General features: G+C 55.8%; 23 protein-coding genes and 1 tRNA gene. 11 read left to right on the plus strand and 13 right to left on the minus strand.

The features are described 5' to 3' along the window. Positions 1 to 235 precede the first annotated feature (235 nt). Together puuE and IE089_RS07830 are read left to right on the plus strand one after the other, a co-directional pair. Positions 236 to 1141: an allantoinase PuuE gene (gene puuE, locus IE089_RS07825; RefSeq protein ID WP_189476915.1), complete on the plus strand. Its 906-nt coding sequence runs from the start codon at positions 236 to 238 to the stop codon at positions 1139 to 1141. A 176-nt stretch (positions 1142 to 1317) separates the two neighbouring features. Beyond that, on the plus strand, positions 1318 to 1827 hold the full coding sequence (locus IE089_RS07830; protein WP_229802641.1) for an HD domain-containing protein: 510 nt from the start codon (positions 1318 to 1320) through the stop codon (positions 1825 to 1827). A 1070-nt stretch (positions 1828 to 2897) separates the two neighbouring features. Here IE089_RS07830 and IE089_RS07835 read toward each other — a convergent pair. The 6 genes from IE089_RS07835 to IE089_RS07860 form a co-directional block, all read right to left on the minus strand. Next, a tRNA-Arg gene (locus IE089_RS07835) sits at positions 2898 to 2974 on the minus strand. A 159-nt stretch (positions 2975 to 3133) separates the two neighbouring features. Further along, positions 3134 to 3451 (minus strand): hypothetical protein, encoded by a 318-nt coding sequence (locus IE089_RS07840; RefSeq protein WP_189476917.1) that lies wholly within the window; start codon positions 3449 to 3451, stop codon positions 3134 to 3136. Further along, positions 3451 to 3906 (minus strand): hypothetical protein, encoded by a 456-nt coding sequence (locus IE089_RS07845; protein ID WP_189476919.1) that lies wholly within the window; start codon positions 3904 to 3906, stop codon positions 3451 to 3453. Before IE089_RS07845 ends, IE089_RS07840 begins: the two co-directional genes overlap by 1 nt. Positions 3907 to 3922: 16 nt before the next feature. Beyond that, positions 3923 to 4696 (minus strand): TSUP family transporter, encoded by a 774-nt coding sequence (locus tag IE089_RS07850; RefSeq protein ID WP_189476922.1) that lies wholly within the window; start codon positions 4694 to 4696, stop codon positions 3923 to 3925. Positions 4697 to 5056: 360 nt separating this feature from the next. After that, entirely contained in the window at positions 5057 to 5641 is a 585-nt protein-coding gene (locus tag IE089_RS07855) for a DUF2452 domain-containing protein (protein WP_189476924.1), read from the minus strand. Between the two features lie 63 nt (positions 5642 to 5704). Continuing rightward, positions 5705 to 6130, minus strand: coding sequence for an acyl-CoA thioesterase (locus IE089_RS07860; protein ID WP_189476926.1), 426 nt, complete (start codon positions 6128 to 6130; stop codon positions 5705 to 5707). 114 nt (positions 6131 to 6244) lie between these two features. On the opposite strand from IE089_RS07860, the gene IE089_RS07865 reads away from it, so the two are divergent. The 3 genes from IE089_RS07865 (at position 6245) to IE089_RS15845 (ending at position 8245) form a co-directional block, all read left to right on the plus strand. Further along, positions 6245 to 7144 (plus strand): phytanoyl-CoA dioxygenase family protein, encoded by a 900-nt coding sequence (locus IE089_RS07865; RefSeq protein ID WP_189476928.1) that lies wholly within the window; start codon positions 6245 to 6247, stop codon positions 7142 to 7144. Between the two features lie 32 nt (positions 7145 to 7176). Continuing rightward, a complete protein-coding gene (locus IE089_RS07870; protein ID WP_189476930.1) occupies positions 7177 to 7941 on the plus strand; it encodes an enoyl-CoA hydratase/isomerase family protein in 765 nt (254 codons plus the stop codon). A 100-nt stretch (positions 7942 to 8041) separates the two neighbouring features. Next, positions 8042 to 8245, plus strand: coding sequence for an SDR family NAD(P)-dependent oxidoreductase (locus IE089_RS15845; RefSeq protein ID WP_373294717.1), 204 nt, complete (start codon positions 8042 to 8044; stop codon positions 8243 to 8245). On the opposite strand, the gene IE089_RS07880 is transcribed toward IE089_RS15845, so the two are convergent. Beyond that, on the minus strand, positions 8172 to 8426 hold the full coding sequence (locus IE089_RS07880; RefSeq protein WP_189476932.1) for an SDR family NAD(P)-dependent oxidoreductase: 255 nt from the start codon (positions 8424 to 8426) through the stop codon (positions 8172 to 8174). The two genes, IE089_RS15845 and IE089_RS07880, sit on opposite strands and share 74 nt — an antisense overlap. A gap of 342 nt (positions 8427 to 8768) precedes the next feature. Here IE089_RS07880 and IE089_RS07885 point away from each other — a divergent pair, with 342 nt between their 5' ends. After that, entirely contained in the window at positions 8769 to 10382 is a 1614-nt protein-coding gene (locus tag IE089_RS07885; protein ID WP_189476934.1) for a sulfatase-like hydrolase/transferase, read from the plus strand. On the opposite strand, the gene IE089_RS07890 is transcribed toward IE089_RS07885, so the two are convergent. Further along, entirely contained in the window at positions 10376 to 12844 is a 2469-nt protein-coding gene (locus tag IE089_RS07890) for a sulfatase-like hydrolase/transferase (protein WP_490388053.1), read from the minus strand. The two genes, IE089_RS07885 and IE089_RS07890, sit on opposite strands and share 7 nt — an antisense overlap. Positions 12845 to 13058: 214 nt before the next feature. On the opposite strand from IE089_RS07890, the gene IE089_RS07895 reads away from it, so the two are divergent. Beyond that, positions 13059 to 14831 (plus strand): amidohydrolase, encoded by a 1773-nt coding sequence (locus IE089_RS07895; protein WP_189476937.1) that lies wholly within the window; start codon positions 13059 to 13061, stop codon positions 14829 to 14831. Positions 14832 to 14922: 91 nt separating this feature from the next. Here IE089_RS07895 and IE089_RS07900 read toward each other — a convergent pair whose 3' ends face one another. From IE089_RS07900 to IE089_RS07915, 4 genes are all read right to left on the minus strand, one after another. After that, on the minus strand, positions 14923 to 16023 hold the full coding sequence (locus tag IE089_RS07900; protein WP_268247984.1) for a glutathione S-transferase family protein: 1101 nt from the start codon (positions 16021 to 16023) through the stop codon (positions 14923 to 14925). A 12-nt stretch (positions 16024 to 16035) separates the two neighbouring features. After that, on the minus strand, positions 16036 to 16842 hold the full coding sequence (locus IE089_RS07905) for a crotonase/enoyl-CoA hydratase family protein (RefSeq protein WP_189476941.1): 807 nt from the start codon (positions 16840 to 16842) through the stop codon (positions 16036 to 16038). Positions 16843 to 16920: 78 nt separating this feature from the next. Then, the gene (locus IE089_RS07910) at positions 16921 to 18378 is read right to left on the minus strand and encodes a flavin-containing monooxygenase (RefSeq protein WP_189476943.1); all 1458 of its coding nucleotides are present in this window, start codon (positions 18376 to 18378) and stop codon (positions 16921 to 16923) included. A 19-nt stretch (positions 18379 to 18397) separates the two neighbouring features. Next, on the minus strand, positions 18398 to 19528 hold the full coding sequence (locus tag IE089_RS07915) for a PQQ-dependent sugar dehydrogenase (protein WP_189476945.1): 1131 nt from the start codon (positions 19526 to 19528) through the stop codon (positions 18398 to 18400). 173 nt (positions 19529 to 19701) lie between these two features. On the opposite strand from IE089_RS07915, the gene IE089_RS07920 reads away from it, so the two are divergent. The 4 genes from IE089_RS07920 to IE089_RS07935 all read left to right on the plus strand — a co-directional run bounded on the left by IE089_RS07920 (position 19702) and on the right by IE089_RS07935 (position 25797). Continuing rightward, positions 19702 to 21474 (plus strand): DUF885 domain-containing protein, encoded by a 1773-nt coding sequence (locus IE089_RS07920; protein ID WP_189476948.1) that lies wholly within the window; start codon positions 19702 to 19704, stop codon positions 21472 to 21474. Between the two features lie 125 nt (positions 21475 to 21599). Continuing rightward, positions 21600 to 22061, plus strand: coding sequence for a hypothetical protein (locus IE089_RS07925; RefSeq protein ID WP_189476950.1), 462 nt, complete (start codon positions 21600 to 21602; stop codon positions 22059 to 22061). Positions 22062 to 22253: 192 nt separating this feature from the next. Beyond that, on the plus strand, positions 22254 to 23393 hold the full coding sequence (locus IE089_RS07930) for a DUF6607 family protein (protein WP_189476952.1): 1140 nt from the start codon (positions 22254 to 22256) through the stop codon (positions 23391 to 23393). Between the two features lie 295 nt (positions 23394 to 23688). Beyond that, on the plus strand, positions 23689 to 25797 hold the full coding sequence (locus tag IE089_RS07935; RefSeq protein ID WP_189476954.1) for a M20/M25/M40 family metallo-hydrolase: 2109 nt from the start codon (positions 23689 to 23691) through the stop codon (positions 25795 to 25797). Positions 25798 to 25855: 58 nt separating this feature from the next. On the opposite strand, the gene IE089_RS07940 is transcribed toward IE089_RS07935, so the two are convergent. Further along, positions 25856 to 26398 (minus strand): HD domain-containing protein, encoded by a 543-nt coding sequence (locus tag IE089_RS07940; RefSeq protein ID WP_189476956.1) that lies wholly within the window; start codon positions 26396 to 26398, stop codon positions 25856 to 25858. Positions 26399 to 26590: the final 192 nt, after the last annotated feature.

Raw genomic sequence — 26590 nt, forward strand, 5'->3', positions numbered from 1 at the left:
GCTATAGCCTGTCCGGCGTTCTAGGGTCTGTTTCTCCCTGCGTTTGGTTGAAACTCGATGCCAGGCGGGTCGTCTGGTGGAACCAGAGAGTCTGTCGCACGGGACGCGAGCGTGCCCATGGCCCTAGCGTGCATTTGGGCGAAGCGCGTTATGATGTAGGTGCGCGCTCGTGTGAAAGAGCACCTCTGTATAAATTGTCTATCTACAGCCGAACCCCTAACAAAGAGAACAAGTCATGCACAGTACTCGGGACTTTATCGGTTACGGCCAACGCACGCCGAAACAGGTGTGGCCAAATGACGAGCGCCTCGCTCTGCAGTTTGTCATCAATTACGAAGAAGGTGGGGAAAACTGTATTTTAAATGGGGATGCGGCCTCCGAGACATTCCTATCTGAAATTATCGGGGCTCAACCGGTGGAAGGCTCTCGCAATATGAGCATGGAGTCCATTTATGAGTACGGTAGCCGAGCGGGATTCTGGCGGTTATGGAGGATGTTCACTGAACGCGAGATTTCGGTCACCGTGTATGGCGTGTCCACCGCTCTTGAGAAAAACCCTGAAGCCGTCGCTGCCATGAAGGCGGCAAACTGGGAAATCGCCTGTCACGGCCTCAAGTGGATTGACTATCAACACATCTCAAAAAAAGAAGAGCGCGAGCACATCAGACAAGCAATCGATCTGCACACACGGGTAACTGGCGATCGGCCCCTAGGCTGGTACACGGGTAGAACCAGTCCGCATACTCGAGATCTCGTTTACGAAGCGGGCGGCTTTGTCTACGACGCGGACTCTTACGCCGATGACCTGCCCTACTGGGTTGGCGACTACGAGACCCCCTATTTAATCGTTCCTTACACCTTGGACGCCAACGACATGCGCTTCGCTACGAATCAAGGGTTCAATAGCGGCGAACAATTCTTTACCTATCTGAAGGACGCTTTCGACGTTCTTTACGAAGAAGGCGCGGCGGCGCCAAAGATGATGAGCGTCGGTCTACACTGCCGCCTTGTTGGTCGTCCCGGTCGTGCTGCTGCTCTCAAGCGATTTTTGGACTACGTTTTGGATTTTGACGATGTCTGGATTAGCCGCAGGATCGACATAGCGCGCCACTGGCATAAAGAACATCCTGCAGCGTCGTGACTGCTATGTGCCCCTGAGGTTTTTGCTCTCCGGGCGATTTCCACACGAGCAAGGTGCGGCACCTAGCGCTGCAGGCAGTCACTAGCAGCGTGACGGGCGTCCCTATACCCAAACGCGCTACCAAGTGATTGAGTAAACACCGCAGGCATTACCCCATAACCGTAAACATTGACGCGTTGACCACATTTTTTCTTCATCTCGATGAGTTGAAGACCGTGGAGCGCCGGACCTACATTCGCGGCGGCGAGCGTCGCGAGAATTCCGCCGAGCATAGCTGGCACCTGGCCATGGCCTGTCGGACTTTCGCAGAGGTGCTCGCAGATGAGTTTGATGTTGATCAACTGATCAAGATGGCGCTGGCGCACGATCTGGGTGAAATTGGTGCCGGCGACACCTTCCTTTACGGAGAAGGACGGGACAGTGCGCACATCGAAGAACGGACGAGTGTATTGCGCACCGCGGAGTTTCCGGGCAACGCGATACCCAACATGCTGCAACTCTGGGACGAACAAGAAGCCGGCAGCAGCAAGGAGGCAGGCCTGCTCAAAGTCATCGATCGCCTGCTGCCGTTCCTACACAATATCACCAGCGAAGGACGGGCCTGGCAGGAAAATGGCATTTGCAAGAGCCAGGTGCTCAAGATGCACGGTTTTATCGTGCAAGAAATCCCTGAAGTGTCGGCCTAGATAGCCTCGAAGATCGATATCACCGTCGCGCAAGGCTGGCTGGATAACCGCTAGCCGCTTTTTACAGACCGAGGTCGGGTGTGCGCCGCCATTGTGTCCGTCGCGCCATGTCAAAGGGGCGGCTCAGTGAACAACGAGCAGGTTCTGGGAATCATGGTTTCTACCATGAATAAAAATTTAGCTTGCAAGTACATTGATAGTGTCTACGATGGCCTAAAACCCTCGATTGGAAAGATCGATGATTTTTGCGGTACTTCTCATCGGAGCACTTATCGCTCAGCCAACATACGCACAATACTGGGACCGCGGCGAGCCTAAACTCGGGTCAAGGATAGCGACGGTTGGCACCCGTTCGCCTTGGCCCCTGGACAGAAACTTCTCGGAGTTCTCGTCCGAGGAACAGCGTCGTTATAAAACGGCCCATTATGAGGGGATGCCCGATGATGAGACTCCGCCGTTCCCTATTAATGGCTTAGGTGTAGTAGCCCAAGAAATCAGAGACACGGCAAGAGGGCGTGTGCTCTCCTGGCCGAGAGGTAGGGTGTTTGCAGTTGTCACGGTTTCAGAATCGGGACACGCGAAGAAAGTAGAGGTGTACGAATCACCTTCGGTAGACATTACCAAAATCACTTCATACGTCTTAATGAACTCCACATTCTCGCCGGCCGAGTGCGCAGGCGCGGCATGCCAAGGTGAGTTTCTATGGGAGGTGAATTACTACACGCCCTGAGTTCACATCACGCACCCACTAGAGCACTCGAAATAGCGTGAAATATTTCCTAAATCGAAGTAATTGATCGCAAATCAAAAATTAGTGGGGAAGCACAAAAAAGGCGCGCAAATTGATCGCTTATAAATGCCTGAGTTTTAGGGTAAATTGGCACACCTGGCACGGTTTATGACAGCGCGGTTACACCCCGCGCTATCACCCTTTGAGCGTCCTCGGCCTACCGGCCTGCGGGCGTATAGAACTTCCTTTAGTCTGAATCTGTAGAACGGTCACGTTCTCTCGACTGAAATACGTCACAAGCAAAAAAGCCCCACCCGTCAGGTGAGGCTTTTCGTTTGTATGGCGCGCCCGGCACGATTCGAACGTGCGACCGCCTGGTTCGTAGCCAGGTACTCTATCCAGCTGAGCTACGGGCGCTTTGAGGTCGCGTACTATAGGGTTGTGAGATGGGCAAGTCAAGGCAAAAAAGCCACAGCACAACACGCCAAACCGCGACCACTAACTCATTGTTTTCTAGAGCTTTGTGTGGCGGTTGAAAACGGAGTCCTTGGCCAGACATGTGCCGCCCAGGTCAGCCTAATTGACGGTATCGCTGTCGACAGAAAAAGTCTGAGACACCTGTTCTGCATAAAGCAAGATGTCGTCAACAATGGTAGCGGCCACAGGATCCAGCTGAAAACCCTGAAAAGCGGTCATGGAGAGTTGTATAAACAGTTCCAGCAACTCACCTTCATCGGTAACAGCTTGGGTAGTCGCAAGAATTTGTGAGAAAAAACCGAAGGCTTGTATTTGCCCGCTCTGCTGCAGGTACTCGCACAGACCACTCAACCGTGGTTCAAAGTGTGCGGTGACCGAGGCTACCGCCTCGTTAGTTGATGCCGCGCTACCACTCATCAAGGTTCGACAAAACCGGCGTCACTGTCAAGGAACAATCTGATCGGCCACTTGGTATCTTCACTGAAGCGAATCACCAGGCCGTAGAAATCGTTGTCGTAGTCATCGACCCACTCGTACTCAAACTCTGGAAAAAAGTCGATCTCCTCAGGCGCCTGCCCAACAACGCGCACTTCCTCAATTTGTGAGGGATCCGCCATTGACACTTTCGGTATGGCAATCACCAGACGCGACCCCTTGCCCTCTGGCATGGCATCCGCCTCCCGCACCTCGACACCCATGGTGCTGCCCTTGTGGCCCTTCACGAACTCCAGCCAGCCGGTTTCCAGACCAAAGGTTTTCTCTTCCTCGGCAGCAGTAGCAAACGCAAACAGACTAACTATAAGTAGCGTCAGGGAGCGGATCAAATACACTGGGTTTACCTCTGCGTCATTGTCATGCTGAGTGTAGTCCATTTCAGAGTCGGCATCCTCACCACAGAATCCGCACAAGCCCGGCCACACTCACCACGAACAGGCCGGCGCCCAAAACGCGGAAAAAAACCTGTGTGTCGGCATTCAAGGTATAGGCATGAAACTTTAAGCCCAGGACATGCCCTACCGCAGCGCAGGGCAACAGCCAGAGGTGATGAATCCATTGTAAATCTATGCCCGTGGCGACAAACGCGATCAGCTTCAGCGCCACCAGCACAAACCAAAGAACAAACAGTGTGTCACGTAACTGCTCCCGTGACATGCGGCTGGCGGCCACGGGCACCACCAGCGGTGCGGCGATAAGCGAGGTGCCACTGACATAACCCCCCAATAGCAGGAAAAAGACATCTACCGTTTTGCTATTGCTCTTGAAGGGACGGTTGAGCATATAGCTCACAGCGTACACGGATACCATGAGAAAGATGAAGCCGCTGACGACATTTACTGGAAGAGTGATGACGCCAGCGACACCGATTAGCTTTGGAATAATCATTATGGGCAGCGCATAACGCAGAAACGCCCAGTTCACCGTGCTGACCTGCTCTCCCCCGGACCGCTGGGTTCTCAGGTGGGCCTGAACAACGGTGAGTGCCGAAAAAAACAGCAGGTGGACCGAGATAATCGGCAGAAAGACCAAGGGGGCATTGTGTACCATCAGGAGGAATGGCAGCGTCAACACAGCGCCACCAAAGCCCAAGCCAGACCGCACAAAACCGCCCCACACAAATAACAACGCGATAACTGCGTACTGCCAGGTTTCCAACCCTTCCAAGGGACGCCTCCATTAGCCGCCAACTATCCGGCTAAATGCCGGCAAATTCCTTAAAACAACACGCTTAAAGATACGCTGACCTGTTGGAGCAACGACCTTGTAGCCAGCTCCATTTGCCTGACATCGCCTCCTGAGGCGGTTCTGGCTTCACGTACTCACACCTGCCTGCATCCGACGACTACGATCTCCTCCATCAGCTGCTGCTTGGGTGAGCCTGCAGCTGAAGAGGCAGGATCAATAGGAGGCCAAGGCCCCGACGGCTGCTGAAAGAAAGATTGCTGCTAGACACTGACATTGTGTTGTACCCGCGGCTCGGCTGCCGTCACTAAGGATTGCCACCGGCGCCCGACACAGGTGTAGTCATTCAGTTTGTGTTGTCACCTTTTGCAGCAGAGGAACTTGATCCGTGGCGCTCAATAACTGCCTTGCTGGTTCCCGTGCAATTCCCAAGACCCGCGCAGAATCACGAATCGAGGTGGACAAGCCGGTGGCCAACATCCGCTGGTAATAGGGTAGCTGTGCAAGATAAACCGGCAATGACTCTTCCAGTGTACCTTCCTTGTCAAGCGAGGCGATAAAGGCATCGAAGAATCGGGCCAGAGCCGTCGCGACGGCGCGATTATCCCCCACAGATTCTGGGAGTGAAAGCTGCCAGGTCATGTCCATGCGTAGGCGGCACACACCCACGTAATCCGCCGGCTGACGCTGTCCCCACTCCATGGGTGTTATGAGTGACAGCTGCCAACCGTCCTCTCCGTAGTACAAGGAATAGTCTTGACCGGGCACCGGCCGAAAAGAGAACGCCGCCGACAGCACCAGGCTGGACACGCAATAGTCAGCTAACAGCTGGCCCACCGCTTTTTCAGCGGTGATTGTCGGCTGCAGGGCGTGCCAGTCCTGCAGTACCGGCACCATGCCTTTGCCCTGGGGGTTTGCCTTCTTCATGGTGTAGGAGTTACCTGTGAGAAACTCCCTAATGTACGCAATCAGACTACTCGCAGATGAGGGTCACGCGGCAAGTTCGGGCTGCTCTTCCATGATGGCCTTACGGAAGCATTCGGGGATAGCGCATGGCTTTCGAGACGATTTATCGACGAACACCTGCGTGATGGTGCCTCGCACCAGCGTTTCTCCATCAGCTTCATTGGCCATTTCAAAACCCAGCTCAGCGCTGGTATTGCCCAGACGTGTGTAGCCAACCGACACACGCACAATATCGAAGGCTTTACATTCACCCAGATAATCGCAGTTGATGTTCACCGTAAAAATGTAGCAGGGGGCAGTGTCAGGCGTCATTGCCGTATACCCCAACTGGTGCATATAAGCGCCGGCCACTTCATCGGCAAATACCAAATAATTGGCAAAGTACAAATGACCCTGCGCGTCGGTGTCGCTATAGCGCACAGTAACGGTGTCTGAGAACGGAAATGGCATGCGTCTTCACCCCTTGATAGACCGGCAAACCATAGCACATCGCCAAGACAGTAAAAGTGGCGGTATCCGCCCTCGCTCGCTAAGCTAAAGCTGTCATCACACCAGGATGCAGCTATGCCCGCGCTGGCCCACTTTAGCTCGAAAAATAACCAGCGGGAGATGCTGCAAGCGCTGAAGCACGACGGCGCTATCATTGTTGACGACCTGATGTCAGCGGAGCAGGTCAGCGCAACCGTCGGCGAGCTGGATCCCTATGTACAGGCTACCGGCAACGGCCAGGATGATTTCAGTGGCCGTCTTACAACGCGCACAGACGGATTGGTGTCACGGTCTGCCCAGTGTCGGGAGGTGATCCAACACCCTCTGATCCTGGACCTATGCAACACGTTTCTTTCGCCCTACTGTGAACGAGTGCAGCTTCATTTGGGACAAGTGATTCGCATAAAACCGGGCCAGCCCACGCAACCCATTCACCGAGACCGATGGGCCTGGGGCACCCACCTTGCCCATGTAGAACCACAGTTCAACACCATCTGGGCATTAACCGACTTCACGGAGGAAAACGGCGCTACACAGGTTGTGCCAGGGAGCACAATCTGGCCGGATGACAGAGCGGCGGAAGAGTCTGAGATCACCCAAGCGACGATGCGTGCAGGTTCCGTTTTGATGTATTCCGGCTCCGTGTTCCACGGCGGCGGTGAAAACCGCAGTGAATCTGACCGCTGGGGTTTGAACATCACCTACACCCTGGGATGGCTAAGGCAGGAGGAGAACCAGTATCTGTCAACGCCCCCTGAACTGGCGAAGGAGCTATCGCCTGAGCTGCAAGAGCTAATCGGCTACGCCATGGGACAGTACGCACTGGGTTACTATACGCCGCCAGGAGCACCCGGCAGCGGTCCCGAGGTCGTACCGCCGCAATACGCCCTGGGTAGAACTGACGTTGCCAACGCCCTGGGCACGCCTGAAGATCTGGCTGCTATCAGCCAGGTGACGAATCAGGAATACTCCTGACTCGTTGAAGATCCCGGACTGGACAGCCCTGAATGTTTGAGACCCTAGACATCAGCGTGGACGACTGCCGCGCCGAGATTTGGCTTAACCGCCCAGCAACACTCAACTCCCTCTCACGCCAGACACTGTGCGACCTCATTGATGCCGCGGCATGGCTGAATCGTCAGCCTAGCGTGAAGGCCGTCATGATTGCCGGAAGGGGGCGCTGTTTCTCAGCCGGGGCAGACTTGGACAGCTTTGGTGGCGGCGATGAGGAGAGTCTGCGGGACGCCGCTGACCGGGGCCGGCGGATGGCAGATGCGATTGAGCAGATACAGGCAATTACGGTGGCCCGGCTTCACGGCTGGTGTGTGGGTGGAGGTCTGGTATTGGCCTCGGCCTGCGACATCCGCATCGCCAGTGATGAATGCCAATTTGCCATTCCAGAAGTCGCCCTGGGTATCCCGTTAACCTGGGGTGGGATACCTCGTCTTGTCAGAGAAATTGGCCCGGCGCTCACCAAAGAGCTGGTCATTAGCTGTCGTAACTTTAATGCAGACGAAGCACTGCGTATCGGCTTTCTCAACAGACGTGTCCAAGAGTCAGAACTGGACGGTACGGTCAACGAATTGATCACTGCGCTAGCAGACAGACCTGCCTACCCTGCTATGGCCACGAAACGGCACGTTAACGCCATTGCCGGCGCAGCTACCGGCATCAATAACAGCTGGTCAGAAGCCGATGGAATGGTAGCCGCTTCACTCGACGAGGAATGTTTGCGCGCCCGTGCTGAGTACATGGCTTCACTCAAAAAGTAACCCTTAGGAAAACAATCATGACCAGCACGAGTGGACTAGAGTCCAAAGGCATTCAGCAGGTAAGTTAGCGGTTGTCACGGGCGGAGCCGATGGCATCGGCCTGGCTTGCGCGGAAGCACTCGCAAATCAGGGCATGCGCATTGCGCTGGTGGATAAGGACGCTGAAAAACTCGCTGAGGCTGCCAGCAGTCTCCCAGCCTCCTGTGAAGCACACACTTTTTGTACAGATGTTACCGACCGGGCAGCCCTTTCCCGCCTTTCTCAATTTGGGCAACGGCCGCAGCGATATCCTCAGGCTTGGTAACATCTAGCCGCACTGACTCCACGTTGTCCATCGCATCCAGCATGTCGAGATCTGCTTGCCTGCGCCCACCGGCATAAACGTAGATACCCTCACTCGACAGCAACTCCACGGTTCGCTTGCCGATACCCGAGGTCGACCCGGTCACGAGTACGGCCTTGGGGTCTGCCGACTGAGCAGGCAAGGCAAGTCACCCCGCGAAAGTAACAACAAACACGAACCACATAGAGTTCTTCCGCAAAAATTTCTCGACTACGGTGAGTATAGATCAGAAAATTTATACTTCGGCGTTGTTAAAGGATCGTTTCTGTCAGTGTTAAGCAGCTAATTTTCACCCTGCCATCACTAAGCCCTACAAGCGGCCTTTAATTTAGTAGCCCGGTGTCCCGGAAAGTCTCCCTACTGTTACGCCAGCCGTTATCATGTGACCTGACGCGGGCTTTCATAGCTGTTTAGCGTTAAATTAGACCTCGCAAGACAACTACGCTAGCACGCTAGCGTTAAAAGAGAACGAAGAGAGTATCCTTTGAGTATCCATCGACGAGCCGCAATTTCGGTGTCACTGCTCCTTCTGTGTATGGTCGTCATAACGACAGGGAACCTGTCCGCGACTACAGAGCATGAGAGCATTGATGGTCAGAGCACGCCCGCCTCAGCCAGACCCAACATCATTCTGATTCTCGCTGACGACCTGGGCGTGATGGATGTGTGTGGCTACGCCCGGCGAGTCGTGGAGAACCCAGCGCTTGAATGCCGGCACCAAACACCCAACATCGATGCACTAGCGTCTGAGAGCGTTGTTTTTACTCGCGCCTATGCAACACCCTTGTGCTCGCCCTCCAGGGCGTCACTCCTTACCGGCGTAAATGGCGCAAAGCTGGGGTTCAACAACGCCTTCGGCTATCGCCGTTTCAAGGGCAGCTATTATCAAAGCCAGCTACCCGTGGATGAGGGCTACGACAAACACGATACCGTGCTCAGAAGACACGCAGCACCCAACCGCGCGTTCATCAACGGCAGCAGCTCATCTGCACTCGCGCCCAACGGCGCGACACCCAGCTTACCTGCGCTCCTTCCAGATTATCGCAGCGGCTTTATCGGCAAATGGCATGTGGGAGGCGGCATCCCAGGCTATCAGCCAGCGGATCACGGCTTTGAGGAAATAGCCTATCTCGATGAGGGTTTTTCTTTCTACTTTGACTGGGCGAAATCATGGGATGTCGCCGGCGACATCACCCAAACCTACCTGACAGATAACATCACGGCACAGGCCACAGCCTGGATAGAGGCTCAGGCAAAGACGACCCAGCCATTTTTTCTCCTTGTCAGCCACTTTGCCGTGCATACACCGCTGCAGGCGATAGATCGCGATAGTCCCGCGCGCCCCCCCCTTGAGGGCAGCGATAGCCAACTGTATTCAGCCATGGTCGCTAGCCTCGACGATTCTGTGGGGGCCATTATGGACACACTCGATTCTCAGGGCCTGCGCGACAATACCCTCGTAATCGTTGTTAGCGATAATGGAGCACTGGAAACACGTAATGGCAACGCCATCACCTCAAACGCACCCTTCAAGGGTCAGAAGGGCAGTGTTTATGAAGGTGGCATTCGCGTACCGCTGCTACTCTATTGGTCTGATAACTTTGGCAGTGAACACTCAACCATCCGCACCTCAGTCGATCTCACTGATCTACTGCCGACAATAGTAAGTTCAGCGGGTTACGATATCGCTCCTTACGAAGCCTATGGCGGTGGACAGTCCTTACTGGGCCTGATCGACTCACGCTCAACAGCAGGCAACTACGCCAAGTCACATTTCATCTACGATCCATTTTACCGTGGAGAACTCGTGGCAGGCGATGCGCTGTCGTCTGTGCCCAAATCTGTGGTGCTGAACGGCAATCACAAATTGATTGCCTATCATCACGGCCAAGTGCACCTGTTCGACCTCAACTCTGATCCCTATGAATCGACCGATATCTCGACAGAAAATACTGAGCTTACGAAAAAATTGCTTTCTGAGCTCAGGCAATGGGAAGACACGATCCCCCAACGTTACCGCTCGCGCCCAAATCCCAGATTCAACGAAGAGTCACCCTCTCCCTTCCCGCCGCTCGTAGGCCCAGTGCACGGTCAATAGCTGGTCGTGATATCCGTTGCGGATTCACCACCGGACACCGTCAAAGACAGCGCACTGAATCTATCGCCTGCATATTCGGTGATGAGTGTTGGTTTTTCGCCGCCCGCGAACAGTGCCACATAGGGTTGCCTAACCTCAAGAGATAGCCCCTCGACAATAGGTAGGCCCTCAAAAGCCTCTCCAGCCGACCGGGTACATCTCGCTGAGTCATGGACGATAACCGCCAGATTGCCGCGACTCACATCCATACTCACTGATCCATCCGCGGTGGCCTGCGAGGTGCTCGCTGCATCAAGGAACTGGCGCAGCGTGGGCATCGGTTGGCTTTCCTCCAGCCCGCACGGGTCAACATTGCCCAACGTCTGGATTTCTCCACTCTCTGCGAGAGCGACAAGATTGAGGCCACGGCTAAAATTCACACGCACGCCATCTACCTTGATGAAAGAGCTCGCCCCCGGACCTCCCGTACTTCGTATCTCGATGTTGCGGTTCACATCGAGCCCCGGCAGGCTAATCGAGCTTTGGCGTAAGGAAGGCTCGTTGAACGCGCGCAACGAGGCCAGATTCCTCCTGCGGCGCTCTATCGATTTCTTGTTGAGCGGCATTGCACCGAAAGCGGCTATATCGGCCGCCTCGTACGACTGGTCATTCGTGAGTAGGAGCGTATCTGCTTGACGGCTGCCCCACTTCCCTGCGAATACGCATAATCCAGTTCTTTCAAGCACCAAGGACATCGCTCTAACACGCTGGCAGGCATCAATCCACAGTAAACTCTGTTCAGGGGTCATCGCCGCCACAGCACGGTCGAGTGTGAGCTTGGTGCCGGACGCAAACTGTATTGATTCGACCTCTGCCTTATCAAACGTGATTAGCACCGGCACATCAAAGCGCCGCTTGTCCAGTTCCACCGCCCGCTCTCCAGGCAACGCTGTGATGCGCTCAAACGCTTCCGGGTAGTTCCAAAACTGCTTGTAGGCATTACGCCAAGACAGAACGAGGTCCGTCGCGCGCGGCTGGGAGCGCACGCCGGTTTTCTCATGAATTAGGTCGCGTCCTAAACCGACAGATGCTTCAGGCATACCCATGTAACGCAGGATTGCAGGGGCAGTATCGAGGGTAGAGCCCAGCGCATTCTCGGTATCGCTCTCGGAGTCTGGTGCAAAAACCATCAACAAGTTGCGCCGGGGACCGGCATTCAACGTACCCCAGGCATCGTTCTTCAACGCCAGGTGGTCCGACGCCACGACGAACACCGTATTCTCGGCGCCGGGCAGCGCACGCAGTTGTCTCACCACGGCGGCTACCATGGCGTCAGCACATTTCACGGCATTCAGCATCGCGTTGGAGCCATCCTGATACTGAACGTCCTCGCAGCTGCGAGATGCGTGCCCGCTGGGATGGTGTGTATCCATAGTGAGACCCACCAGCGCGAAAGGTTCACCCAGAGACACTAAGGACTGAAAGCGATTCACAAAAAGGGGCAAAAGTGCGTCATCGTATAGCCCCCAGTTAGACACATAGTTCGTATCGGTCAGCAGCGGCTTTAGCTCCTGCAAACCAGACACATTGTCAAAGCCATGCGTGGTGTAGAACTCGCCCTTACCTGCAAATGACAAGTCTGCGCCACCCATATACTCCAAGTGGTAACCGCTACTCTTAAAAATATCGCCCAAGCACCGCGCCTCTGGCATAAACGCATCCATGCCATCCATGGAGTTTGCGTTACCGGCAGTAATCAGGGGCAGACCGCACTGACTCGCCACCATGCCGCCTATCGTAAAACCTGTGCCTTCCAACCCGGCGATGTTGATATAAGACACACTCTCCTTTTCGAGTGCACGCAACTCTGTGATCAGACCCGGGAAGCGCTTCTCGTCAAAGTAGGTACGCTCCATACTCTCTGCGTACAGAATGACAAGATTACGCGCAGCATCCGATTCAACACGCCGGGGTGGCTCACGGTAAACATCCGCAAAGCGAAGTTCACCACCATTCGCGGCGTTATCGCGAAACCGCGACCAAACTAGCCCCCGATCTCCGTAGAGAGCCCAGTTATTCACGGCGAGTGAGTCGTTAGTGGCAGGATGAACTGCTAAACACGCCAGCAGACCCACCAAGAGAAGTGCATAAACAAACGCACTGCCGGATTGCCCGCGCCCTGGCATCCAGAGTAACCAAATACACAGCAAAAATCCGGCAAAAATGATTCCCGTCATCAGCGCCATTATCTGCCAGTATTCAGCAAGACCCGCTCCCTGGGGTCCGGCACTGAGGTGATAAAACACAGAGGCAGTAACTCCCTGCCCAGTGAAGGCGTTAGCGCCTACCCAAAAAGCAGTGAGTAAAACAAAGAGCGCTGAGCTAAGGGTTATTACGCTTCGCAGGGTGCTTGACAGCCTCTGTCGCCAGAGACCCCACACACAAAAGGCAAAAACCGTCGAGACACAAAGAAGGGAGAGCATGCTGACATTATATTTTCGTGACAGCGGTATTACAAAAATCCGGCTCCCAGGCTCAGGACCACGCCTTCGTGGCTCTTCGCCTCTGGCGGCCGGTACTACGTCTCATGAGTCCTCGACACCATTGCACAAGCCGATACTTCTACCCCTCTAGCGGTGCTAACGAGGCGTCAGCATTTGGGCTAATCTGAGGGTTACGTCATCATGGAAAACGCCAATGCACTTGTTCTCGCCGAGATCACCGTTACTCCCCATCGCACTGCTCAGCCTGTGGCCAACGGCGCTTCTGGCCACTGAGCTCGACAGGCACACTACGCAGCGTATCGACGTTGATCTAGTGATCGAGAACGCACGGGTTTTTACGGCCAACCCACAGTCGCCTTGGGCAGAAGCTATCGCGATCGATGAAGGGCGCTTCGTTTACGTCGGGGGTCGTGAGGGTCTTGCAACCTTCACCACCACCCAGAGAGTCGACCTAGAAGAGCAACTGATTATCCCCGGTCTTGTAGATGGTCACGCTCACCCAGGCTATGTGAACGTCGAGAACTTTGGCGAGGTTGAGGGCGACACGCCCGAGGCCCTGCTGGCCTCAGTTAAGGTCTATGCAGAACGACATCCAGAGCAGCAGTGGCTGCGCTTGTGTTGCTGGCCGACGGCAATGTTCGTTGATGGAGAAGACGGGCCTGACAAGGCCATGTTGGATGCCGTGGTTCCAGATAGGCTAGTTTGGTTTGAAAGCGAAACAGCACACGATTTCTGGCTGAACTCCAAAGCGCTGCAGGCGCTGGGCGTCACTGCAGCCACCCCGGACCCCAAACCAGGCGTCGCTGCATATGCCCGGAATAGCTCAGGTGAACCCACGGGCTGGGTAAAAGAAGGGGCGGGCGTGCAGCACTTCGCCACTCAGTTTGCATTAACTGATCCTGAGCACCGAGAGCGGCACAAAGACAGCGTCGCCGAGATACTGCAGGTATTCAGCCGACACGGCGTCACCGCTATCTACGATGCAGGCAACAAGGGATTTGGTGAGCATGTGTATAGCGTGATCGCCGATCTTGAACGCGAGGGCCGACTACCGCTGCGCTATTACGGCACCTACCAAATCTACACCCCGGATCGTGCTAAAACTGCAATTGCCGAGGTCAAACGATACCGCCGGGAATATGGCAGCGATAAGGTCAGATTCAACTCGGTAAAGGTTTTCATGGATGGCATCAGTGCTAATCAGTCAGCCGCCTACCTGAAGCCCTACGTGGGCAGTACCGCGGAAAGCCAGACACTGCTATCCGAGGAGGAACTCACAGACCTGCTGCTGCAGCTGCATGACGAGAAGCTGGACCTAATGGTACACAGCATTGGCGACAAGGCCACACGGACCGTTTTGGATGCTGTTGAGGCCGCCAAGGCCGCAATAACGGACAGCTTCTACCCTCGGGTTACCGTTGCGCACCTTGCGCTGGTCGATCCCGCCGATCTTGAAAGGATCGAGGAGCTGGGCGTCATTGCGAATTTCACCCCCTGGTGGTTTGGCGCAGAGCCCAATGACATTGTGGAGAAGTTGTTGGGCGCGTCCAGGTACTCGCAAATGTATCGGGCGCGATCAGTGTTCGACAGCGGTGCCACCGTGACTTTCTCCAGTGACGAATGGTGGGGTGGCGACATGCTCCCAACGTACGTCAGCCCGTACCTGGGTATGCAGGTGGGCCACACCCGCCAGTACCCTAAATCGTGGTGGTCATCCGACGATGATGGCATTCGTCCTCCAGAGGACGAGCGTCTCCAACTCGAGCAATTGCTGCTGGGTTATACGAGACATGGCGCATTTCAACTGCGACTAGAAGATGTTCTTGGCGAGATAACGCCGGGAAAAATCGCAGACTTCGTCGTGCTACCTGAGAACCTGTTCAAGGTTAACCCCTACGAGATCTGGCAGCTTCAACCCTCGGCTGTGGTGTTTGAGGGTGAGGTGATTCAAGGGGCCATGCCTTAATCCGGGACCGAAGATTTCTTGGCCAAAACGGGCCGCGGCAAGTAAGTCTTGCTCGCCGGAATGTAAACCGCACCTGGAGAGTGCTGCCCGACTATTCGTTCACCCCCACCATCTTGGTGGATCCATTGAAAGGTAGGCCGGCTTCCTGATCCGGCAGTAGCGGGAGCTCGCTGCGCGCATAAAGCGGGTCCAGGCATCCATGGCGATTAAGCAGTTCTTCAACCTGTGGGCGTGCTGGTGCAGCCATGGCTTCAAGCTCAGCACGCAACTGTGCCAGACACCAGACCCGGTAGCGCGAGTATCGCGCTCCCCGATAAGGCACATTATCAATCGTGGCATCAAAAGTCTTTTTACCCGCAGCAACGGCATCGACGTTAGCGTTCAAATAAGGCAGATAAGCGCGCCCGATTTCATCGAGGATGGGACCAATATCGTTGGGAATTCCCTCCACCCACTCACCCCCCTTGGATGGTGCGTACGCCCAGAGCCTCGCAACCCACGCTAAGGTGGCCGGCGCTTGCTGTCTCAGTATTTCAAGGGGAATCGGATCAAACGCAAAGTGCCGGAAAAAAGGTCCACTAAAACCGATATCCGCCAGAGAAGGCTTGCTGCCGAGCAGAAAATCTCGCTGGGAGAAGATATGTTCCAGTTGCTCGAGCGTCCTTCCGTAAATGGCTTCCGTACCTGCAACAGCCTCAGGCCCGACGCCATCGCCTGCGGTGTAACCACCGCGCTGACGCCGGCGAAGGTTCCACCGTAACAAAGCCTTCGGCGCAGGGAGGTTGCGCACCAACTCATCTACCAAGTGGCGGCTCAGCAGGTAAGCACCCTTGGGGTAGTACCAGCGATAGTGCATAGCAGGGCGCCAGAGCCATTCATCCGCATAGTCTTCCAGTAGCAGACAAAGGAAACGCTGCGCAGGATCATCAGGAATTATTCGATGTTCGGGAATCTGCGTTTCAAACCATTGAATCATCGCTGTCGTATCGGTCATCCAGCGGCCATCACCCAGTTGCACGGTGGGCATCTGGGCCACCCCCAGGTTGGCGATGTTTTGCTTCACCGATTCAGGGAAATACATCGTCTCCTGCGTATAGGGCACGCCCCTTACGCGGAAGTAGTTTTCCATTTTCCCCGTAAAATACGAAGCGCTTGATCCGTACAACCGGATAGGTGACAGCGAGGTATCCACGGCGGCCCTGCCCTACTTGAAGTTCGCGGCGCGCCCTTCCAGCTCAGCCATAACGGCCTCTATCTGATTGGGCGAGCCGATGATCTGATCCTGAATCACTGACTCCAGCATCAAGCCTTGCTCCCTGTCGAGGTAGTTAGCGTCGTCCAAAAGCTTTTTGTCCGCGCGAATAGCGTCAGGGTTGCGGGTTGCAATATAAACCGCTGTCTCCATGGCCGCCGCGAGTGGATCAGCTTCCACCCGTGTGACAAAGCCAAACTGCAATGCCTCATCGACGTCGAACATACGCCCGGTGTAGGTGAGCTCGCGTATCACATCGTCGCGTGCTAAATGGCGCATGATCTGGGTGCCAGCCATGTCAGGCACCAGGCCCCACTTGATTTCCATAATCGACATACGAGTGCCAGGGGCGGCGTAGCGCATGTCTGCGCCCAGCGCCAATTGGAATCCGCCGCCAAGAGCCACACCATGTAACACTGCGATGACAGGCATGGGCAGTTCCCGCCAGACCCAGGCAGCGTACTGTGGTTTGTTAGCGATACCATGGGTACGCGTTTCCAACGTAGTGGGTACACCCTTGTCGGTACTGGCGTCGGGGTCGGCAGCCGCGGCGAAATTTCCCATATCCAGGCCTGCGCAGAACGCCTTACCTTCGCCCGAAAGGACCACCACGCGCACGCTCTTGTCGTTGCGTAGCTGTTCTCCCACTTCAATAATGGCGTCGAACATCTGCTCGTCCAGCGCGTTCATTTTATCGCTGCGGATCAGACGTACATCGGCGATGCCGTCATTAATGGACAGGGAAACTCGGTCTTTCATGGTGTACCTCAACTCAGTCTGTGCTGCGCCGAGTCTACCAACCCCTGCCCGTGGCTTCACTAGCGATTTATGGAGTCGCTACCGCAGCTCGAAATCGGCCCATTGAGGCTCGTTCATGGCGTCCACAAACGTCGAATAGGTCCACGGCCAACTGGCGGGTATACCTCGGCTGTCGAGGTACCAGCTGGTGCAGCCCCCCTTGAACCACACGGTTTCCCGCGCAGCCTCCGTGCGACGCTGCTCGAAGTCTCGCAGGGCCTCAGCCTTGCAACATAGCTCATCAGCATCACCCGCTGAAATCTTCTCGATCAACTGGGCAATGTAATGCCATTGGTGCTCGGCGATATCGATCAGCGAGAAGTTACCCACTGGGCCATTAGGCCCATTGAGCATAAAGAAGTTGGGAAAGTCCGGCATACTGATCGCATAGTATGCCTTTGGGTGGTCTGCCCAAAATGCATCCAGGCTTTTCCCATCACGACCTGTCACTGTGATCGGTCGCATAAAGGCACTGGCGTCAAAGCCCGTTGCAAAAACAATCACATCCAGTTCGTGCAGCACGCCATCCTGCGTTCGGATGCCATCCTCTTCGATTGAGGCAATATCCTCTGTCACTAGCTGGCTTTGCGGATGCTGTATTGCCTGGTAGTAATCCGGAGAGAAGACAAGCCGTTTGCATAAAGGTTTGTGATCGGGGCGCAGCTTTTCACGCAAATCCGGGTCAGTAACGGACTGTTCTAAATTGCCAAAGCAGGCGGCGGCAATGCCCTTCGCACCCTCTGACTCCTCGTCAATGATTGCCTGGGTATATGCGTCAACGGAGGCGTTGTAACCGGCAAAGTCCATGGCCTCTTCCAGCACGGCCGGATCCTCAAACGCCTGTCGCTCCTCGGGCGAAAAGTGCCCGTTTTCCACAGGCATAATCCACTGGGCCGTGCGCTGGAAATGAACCAGATGCTCTACCTTGCCCGCCAGGGCGGAAATGATCTGAACGCCGGTGGATCCATTGCCGATTACACCAACACGCTTACCTTCCAGCGTCACCGAGTGATCCCAGCGCGCGCTGTGAAACAGTGCACCTCTGAAACTGTCTATTCCGTCAATGGCGGGTAGACGCGGGTGGTGCAACACACCCGTCGCCGCGATCACAATATCTGCTTCGTCCTCCAGCCCACTGCGGCAGCGTAGATGCCAGCGTCCATTATCGAAACATGCCTCAGTGACTTCCTCACCGAACCGGGTGACTTCGGCCAAGCCGTACTTAGCAAAAACATGTTGAAAATACCCCTGCACTTCCACACCCGGTGGTAAATGCCGGGTCCACCCGGGATTACGCTCAAATGTGTAGGTATAGTGATGTGATGGCACATCGCAAGTCAGGCCAGGGTAGGTATTCTCACGCCAGGTACCCCCCACATTGTCGGCCTTTTCATACAGGGCCAGTTGATCAAAGCCTGCCTCACGCAGTTTTATAGTGGCCAACATACCGGCCATTCCGGCACCCAGCACCACCACCCTCAGGTTGCGATCTTTCATCGAGATTCCTTATGTTTTCTTAGCGGGGCGTCAATTTGAGCAGGCGACCACCCTGATCGCGGCGCTCATCCTCCAGCACCCAGACTGCGCCGTCAGGCCCCTCAGTCAATGAGCGGATGCGCTGGCCCATGTCGTAACGTTCAAGCTCACGGGCGCTGCCGTCGTCGAGCAGCTCTATGCGAATAATGGCTTTTGACCCAAGGCCAGCCGCGAAGGCATTGCCCTGCCACTCGGTGAAACGCTGACCCTTATAAATCATCAAGTCACCCGGTGCGATGGATGTGGACCACCACAAGGCCGGCTCATCGAACTCGGGACGCGTGTCATGATCGGGCATTTCCCGGCCATCATAGTGGTCGCCATTGGAAACCGTGGGATAGCCGTAATTGGCACTACGCGTCACCAGGTTCAACTCGTCGCCGTGCAAGGGCCCCATTTCGATCTGCCAGATTCTGCCGTCGGCCGCCTGGTCAATCCCCAGGGAGTTGCGTGAACCCAGCGCCCAAATCTGGTTGTACACGCCGCCATCGTCCACATTGGGGTCGGTATCGAAGTAACCCATGAAGGGGTTGTCTTCGGGTACCGAGCCATCGTCATTTAAGCGCAGAATTTTTCCGACATTGCTCTGCATGTCCTGCGCAGGCGTGAACTTCTGCCGATCGCCCGACGTTATCCACAGGTATCCGTCGGTATCAATCAGCAGGCGATGGCCGTAATGTCCGCGACCCAACATCTTGGGATACTGTCGCCAAATGACCTGCACGTTCCTTAGTTGTGGCCGACGTCCCTCGAGATCGAGCTCCGCGTGCGCCACGGCCGCACCGCGCGTGCCGCCAACACCCGCTTCTGCATAGCTCAGGTAAATACGGCTGTTACTGTCAAACTCAGGGTGCACTAGGACATCACCCAAACCGCCCTGACCGCCAAAATCAACATCGGGAACACCGCCAACGGCCTGTTTCTGCCCTTCTTCAGTCACCACATACAGCGACCCGGGCTTTTCTGTGACCAACATGCGACCGTCGGGCAAGAACGCCAACGCCCAGGGCTGATCAAAACTCGCTATCTCCTGCGTATTGAACGGAAGATCGGCACGCGCGCAGGTAGCTGATAACAGTAGAACCAAAGGGGTGAGAATGCGGTGAATCATGGTAGGTACCCAATAAACGTGCGAGCAGTGTAGCGCCGGTTGCGCTCGATGGAGAGAGTACGCGCCTGCCGGGGATTCAGTTTGTTAGCCCAATGGACACAGAGTTTACTCAGCTCAGTTCTGCGTACCGGGCTACGGTACACTGTTAGCAAAGAGAAACGGGAATACACGCTATGAAAACATCCGTGTGGGGTCTGGGCCTGCTGTGCGCCATCTCGTGGACCGCGGGTGGGCACGCCAATGACCAATCAGCGGGTAGCGAGGCTGATCAACAGCTACGTGCCCTTTACACCAAAGAGTGGGAGTGGCGACAAGCGACCAACGCTCAGGAGCGCGACGATGAAGGCGGCTGGCGGCGTGCTGATCACTATCCCGATGTATCTGCCGATTCATATGCCGAACGCCTGGCCTACTGGGATAGCGCACTGGGAAAGTTGGCTGATATAGACCGCGAGTCGCTGGGTGATGAGGAGCGCATCAATGCTGCGGTCTTTGAGCAGATCGTAACTACGCTTGCGTCGAACGCCCGGTACCGCACTTTCGAAGCGCCGCTTAACTCGGACACGTTTTTCTGGGGCGGACTACACCCTCAGGCAGCGGGTTTTGATACCTATGCCGACTACCGGCGTTATGTAGGAAGGCTCAATGACCTGCCGAGCTATTTCGCCCAGCATCAGGAAAACATGCGCGCAGGATTGGCCCGGGGATACACGCCCGCAGCCATCAGTCTGGCAGGACGGGACGACTCCATTGCTGCCTATATTGTTGAAGGTGAGGAGAACCCCTTTGCCGTTCCACTTGCGCACTTCCCGCCCAGCATGACGGCAGCCCAACGCGAGGAGATCAGCCAGGCCGTTATTGAAGCGATAAACCAGTCAGCGGTGCCTGCGTATGCCGATCTATTGGCGTTCATGACCACCGAGTACCTCCCAAAGGCACGTACCTCATTGGCGGCCGTTGAGCTGCCCGACGGCGAAGCGTTCTACCAAGCGCAGATCAGGGCCTTCACGACACTGGATCTGAGCGCCGATGAGATTCACAAGCAGGGGCTCGCCGAGGTCGCACGCATTCGTGCCGCCATGGAGGACATTGTTGAGGAAGTGGAGTTCGACGGTGACATGGCAGAGTTCTTCCACTTCCTGCGCACTGACCCACAGTTCTACGCCAAAACGCCGGATGAACTCATGGGTGTGTCGGCCTATGTGGATAAGCGTATGGCGGCCCAAATCGACAAGGTACTGGGGTTCCTTCCGCGGAAACGCCACACCATATCCCCCGTGCCCGACGCCATCGCGCCAATTTATACGGCTGGACGTGGCGGCTATGGTCGCTGCCTGATGAATACCTACAATCTGCCTGCGAGGCCGCTCTACGCCCTGCCGGCACTGACGCTGCATGAGTGTTCACCCGGCCACTCGCTGCAGGCAGCGATCTCACGAGAAGCACCGGGCGATATTCCAGAATTTCGCGCCTATAACTACTTCTCCGGTTACGGCGAAGGCTGGGGTCTCTACACAGAATGGCTGGGCGGCGAAGTCGGCATTTACCGAACGCCCTACGAGCGTTTTGGTCAGCTCACCTACGAAATGTGGCGGGCAGCCCGCCTGGTGATTGACACCGGCATCCACCAGTATGGCTGGTCACGGGAGAAGGCACAGGACTACCTGCGCAGCAACGCGGCACTGTCTGAGCATGAAATCGTGACTGAGATCGATCGCTACATTTCTTGGCCAGGTCAGGCACTGGCTTACAAGCTGGGGGAAATGCTCATTAGGGAAAAGCGTGCGAAGGCAGAGGCCGAACTGGGTACTGACTTCGACCAACGCTATTTTCACGACCGCATCCTGGGTCTTCGCTCTGTACCGCTGTGGTTACTGGCGGATGAGCTCGATGACTGGATTGCGGCGGGAGGCCCCAACCCCTACGAGGGCATGGAACTCGATTGAGGCAGTGATAGGACTGGACGCAATGGGGTAGCTCCACCGAAGGGCAAAAAATCCTTATGTTCTAATTGCAAATAATTCTCATTTGCAATATAACTACGCGCTGAAACTAACTGGTTTACAGCGCTATGCTTTCATCAACCAACACTATTGCTCCCAATGTTCTGAGAACGCCACAACTTTCGAGTGGCGGCCAACTGCTGTTGTGGAGCATGCGTCAGTGGGTCGCATCCATCCGGCAGGGCCGATGCGCCGGCTGCGATCTTCGCGCACCCTACAACGACCTCGACTGCATTCGAGCCATCAGCGAGCTGCATGAAATGATGTGCGTGCTGAGCCGCAGTGCACGCCGCGCCATCGACATCTACCAGCCCGCGGAACTGGTGATATCGCGTGATGAACGCACATTGTTACAGATTGTCGCGACGGCCTGTCCGTACTCGCTGCGCTATTCCACGCGACGAGCCATGGAAGGTTTACTCCATGGTGATGGCCGAGAACTGCTAGAGGCTGCCCGTCAGTATCGCGAAGATATTGAACGCGTTGGCCTCAATGTTGAGGGCTGGGGGGAACTCCGTGTTGTTCACTGATAAGCCCGCCGAACATAAATCACTGACAGCATCTCGACAACGAGAACAGCGAGAACTGATTCGGGCTACCGTCGGATGGTTGACTCTGGGCGTCTTGGGATTGATCGCCTACGCTTGGAGTTGGTCACTAGTTAGCTGACTGGGTGAAGTAAAGGGGGCACCGTGTTGAATCTAATCCTTCGCAGGCATCGCATGAGAGCTGCATTCGTAGTTGCACTGGGAGCAGCACTGGCACTGGTGGGCAGTGCCGGTGTTAGCGGTTACGGCCCGGCGCAGACCGAGGACAACGAGACAGAAGATGGCGAGCGTCAATACACCTATTCCTGGCAGTACGCAGCGGCGAGCGATATGGCACCGCGTGGCGGCACTACGCGCGGAACTGACGTAGTACTGGTCACACAGCCATCGCCAGCGTGGTTGCGTCTGCAAGAGCCTGGGCTGAGCAAAAAGGAGCGCGACAGGCGCGCTATTCTCAGCATGGCAGGCCCCTACCGTACAAGCTTCGATTTCATTGAGACCGTTGGTTTTACGGAAGGCTATACGCCGAGCAACCCCTATCAATCATGGGGGACTGAGTACGTCTATGTGGTAAGCCAGGGGCCAGACCTGATCCAACTGCAGCATATCCTGGTGATGGAGATGCAAGACGAGGACGGCTCGCCTATGGAGCCTATCGTAGTTAAACACTGGCGCCAGGACTGGATGTTTGAGGCGCCCACGATGCATACGTTCAAGGGCAACCGCGAGTGGGAAAAGCAAGCCGTTAAGGCTGATCGGCGTGAGCACTGGGTACAGGCCGTCTATCAGGTGGATGATTCACCGCGCTATATGGCGGCAGGTGAATGGCGGCACACGGCCAACTTCTCCAGTTGGGAAAGTGACGAGACCTGGCGCCCGTTACCGCGCAGGGAGTTCAGCGTGCGACAGGACTACGACGTACTGGTCGGCACCAATCATCACACCATCACTCCGACAGGTTGGGTACAAGAAGAGCACAATTTGAAAGTCGTGCTCAACGGCCGGGGTGAGGCTGCGGAGGTACTAGCCCGCGAGAATGGCCTGGCGCGCTACGAGCGCATCGCTGATTTCAACTGGCAACCGGGCGATGACTACTGGGAACGCACTAAACCCTTCTGGGCCACCGTCAGAGCGTATTGGAGCGAAACCTTTGCGAGCCATGACAACATGGTGATCGCCAAGCGGGCGGATGGGGTCAATATGTTTATGACGCTGTTCCAAATGGCTGAGCAGCCGGGGATTGATTGGGCCGACGAAAGCGAGCAAAAGAACCTGGAAGAAGTCATGGCTCGTTACGTGGAATTCCCGCGCTAACACTTTCTATCCGCTAGCACTGTAACGGAGGTATGCAGTGCCTTGGATGTTTCCCAGGCCCCTTTCCAGGGGCCTTTTTTTGGTTTCAGCGGTGGCTTCCTTCAGAAGCTTCGCCAATAATTAAGCGCTCTGCGCGACCCATCGGTGAACCAGCCGCATGATAAACCAGCGTTTTCTTTTCCCAACCGTTCTGACGCTCGCGCTCCTTTCGTTCGCAGCAGAGACAATACTCTCTGGGCCTCCACAGCCAATTCCTGAAACGGCGTCCAAGACAGCATTTTCCGGGGAGAGAGCGATGAAACTCCTGACGAATATTCTAGGCGACGGACAACCTCATCCTGTTGGATCAGCCGCCAACAACGCGGTGAAGGAACGCATACTCGAATGGCTGGACGCAGAAGGCATTCAATACGAAGTCCAGCAGAGCACCGGCTGCAGCCCCCAACGTCAAACCTGTGCAAGGGTAGAGAATATCATCGCCCGGGTTCCCGGCACCCAACCCGACGCACCTGCCCTTGCCTTAATGGCGCATTACGATTCAGTACCCACTTCCATGGGGGCTGGCGATGACGGTGCCGGGGTCGCCGCTATTTTGGAAAGTGCTCGAGCACTTATCGCGCAGGGCCCTCACCGAAACACCCTGCTGTTATTGATCACTGATAGCGAGGAAACGGGGCTACACGGGGCTGAAGCCTTCTTCCGTGAACACCCATTGGCACCCACGGTAGGGTTGTTACTGAATGTTGAAGGCTCAGGCACCGGCGGTAAGAGCCAGGTGCTTCGTACTGCGGGTGCAAACCGTGCGTTCATGACCGTGTACCGTGATCGCAGCGAATATCCCGAGGGCCATTCGATCAGCAATGAAGTGTTCAGGCGCATGCCTAACGACACGGACTTCTCAGTGGCTATTCGCGCTGGCGTGCCCGGTATCGATTTTGCCTTTGCGGGAGAACGAAACCATTACCACACGGCGAATGACAATCTCGAGAATTTGAGCCCCAGCACGCTGCAGCACCATGGCGAAAATATATTCCCGCTGGCCTTGTCTCTACTGGCGCAGCCGCTACCCCCTGAGGCCGATGGCAATGTGCATTATATGAGCGTGATGGGCACATGGATTCAATGGCCTGCGGGCATGTCAGTTGGGCTAGCACTTATGGCAGGGCTGCTACTTATTATCAGCGCGATGAGAGTGGACCACGGTGGCTGGCTGCCACTGCTTGGCGCAACATCGTCACCCCTGCTAATGCTATTGGTCGGTGGCGGGCTGGCCTACGGTGCGCTTGCGTTGGTCGGCGCAATCAATGGCGCCACACCGGGCTGGCCAGCACACCTGTGGCCCTTCCGCTTGGTACTCATTGCGGCAAGCGCCCTGGGAGTATTGTCGATTGCCGCCTGGCTCAATCAGCGTTGGTCTGTCGATACCAGCCTGCTGGGGGTTTGGCTGTTTTGGTGGCTGTGCACTCTCGCCGTCACATTGCTCGCGCCCGATGCGAGCCCGGCACTGTTAGTGCCGCTGGTGTTCGCTGCGATAGTTCTTTTTGCCGGCTACGTGTTGCCTGCTCCTCACTGGCTACGGCAGGCACTGGTTTTGATGCCGGCCAGCATTGCGGGCGTCTACCTGATGTTCGCCGGACTACTGGAACAGACTCAGGGCTATGGACTGGCGCTGGCTATCCTGCCGTGGCTGGGGCTCGCATTACTGGTGGTTGCGCCCTGGTTACGCGGCAATGCCGTCAAGCTAACGCTGTTGATGACGGTTATGTTGTCAGTCGTCGGCATGATCGCAGCCACCACCCTGCCCCTCTACTCGGCGTACAGACCGCAGTACGTAAACATTGATTACATCGAAAACAGCGACGAAAAGACCGCGCTCTGGCGCATCAGACCGTATGGCGAAGTGCCAATGCTGATGCTGGAAGCAAAAGACTTCAGCGCGCCGCCCAGGCCAGTGTACCCCTGGTCGGAGTCCGACTCGGAGCACGTGGCCGATGCTATGGTGCAATCGCTGCCGGCGCCCAGTCTTGAAATTATTAGCGATAGAATCACGCAAGAAGGTCGCCAGGTCACGATGAAACTGGCTTCATCCAGGGGGGCGCGTTGGCTGCAACTCATCATGCCCAATAAAGCCCGCGTGATCGGTTATGAGGTAAACGGCGTGCCGATGCAGGCTCGCCAACCCGCAGAGGGTGGGGATTACGCTCTTACGCTCTTCGGGATTCAAACTGAAGCGATGACAGTGACCATCGATATGGAAGGAAAGGAGACACTGCAGGCCTACCTCATCGACGGCGCTGGCCAATTACCCGAATCGAGCGAGGACCTGATACGCGCGAGGGGTAGTACAGCGACGCCGGTTCACTCCGGCGACGCATCGTTGGTCTACAAAACACTGTCGCTGTAAAAGGAGCGAGAAGAGAGTCTTAGAGGCCCGAGCGATATGGCCGACCGTGCCTCTACGGTTACAGCATTCGCAGCGGCTGAGCGAATATCTTATTAATCAGTGGCTCGAACGACTCCAGTGAGTCCACCTCGAACTCGGGATCAAATGCCGGCGCATCCCAGCGATCCACCAGCTTCGTCGCCAGCTCATACCAGCTGGTGTTTTTGTGATCCTCACGCATGTTCGGGCTGGCGCCGAGGTACTCGAAGTAGTACTTACCTTGGAAATGCTGGTGGTAGTAGATCGCGTGATAGGCGTCTTCCGTGACGTAGGGTCGCATCAACTCAGCGCCAATGGCCCCATGATTAGGGATGTTCACTGCCTTGCCGACATCGTGCAGCAGGGCGATCGCGACCTCTTCGTCCGAGGCCCCATCGCGTCTTGCCAACGTGCCCGTCATAAGGCTGTGCTGCAATTGGTCGCAGGCGAACCCGACCGTCACTTGTTCCAGGCTCTTTAGCATATCCATCAGGTGCGCGGGTGTTTTCTTGAAGTGCTCCTGATGCGCTGCGCCAATGACCGCCCAGTCTTCGGCTGTACCTTCCTGCATACTTGTAAACATCGCTTCACCCATACCCTCTGAAATACATTGTTTTTCAAGACATTTATAAAATCTTCTTTTGTTTATACGAGTCTTGCGCTAACGTCAGCTTGTGCACCTTAAAGAAGAATGCACACAACCAAAATCTTTGCTTCACATAACAATAATAACCGAGTAATCAAAAAGTCACACTTGCAGGGCAATCTCTCTGTG

Source organism: Parahalioglobus pacificus (genome assembly GCF_014652275.1).
Classification (GTDB): Bacteria; Pseudomonadota; Gammaproteobacteria; order Pseudomonadales; family Halieaceae; genus Parahalioglobus; species Parahalioglobus pacificus.